1 pseudogene is annotated in these 335 nt (G+C 43.3%); it reads left to right on the top strand.

The features are described 5' to 3' along the window. Positions 1-302 (top strand): annotated as a pseudogene (locus AB4653_RS28870) (AraC family transcriptional regulator); the annotation flags it as partial. Between the last annotated feature and the right edge of the window lie 33 nt (positions 303-335).

The raw sequence follows: 335 nt of genomic DNA, 5'->3' as shown, positions 1-335 counted from the left end.
CTCGTAGTGTAAAAACGAATAATACTGAGCAAGCGTTTAAAGATATGCTTTCTGTATTGAAGCAAGAGGTGTTGGCGTTTAAGCCACTGCTTTGTGAAAGTGCTCTGTCTCAGCGATTCAATCAATGGAATGTTGATGACTCGAACTTACCGCAAGAGCACACATTGGTGATGGTAATGCGCGAGGCGAAGAAACGCATGCAATCAGGTCAGAAACGTACTCTTGTGATTGATGACCTGTTCTCAGGTAAAGAAGAAGAGTTCGAGCAACTGTGCATGCTCGTGTTTGGTGAAGATTTATAACCTGGCGATCGGTGACATTAAAAGCAACAGACT

It is taken from the genome of Vibrio sp. 10N.222.48.A3 (assembly GCF_041475345.1).
GTDB classification, from domain to species: Bacteria; Pseudomonadota; Gammaproteobacteria; order Enterobacterales; family Vibrionaceae; genus Vibrio; species Vibrio tasmaniensis_A.
This window is presented reverse-complemented; position numbering and strand designations above follow the sequence as displayed.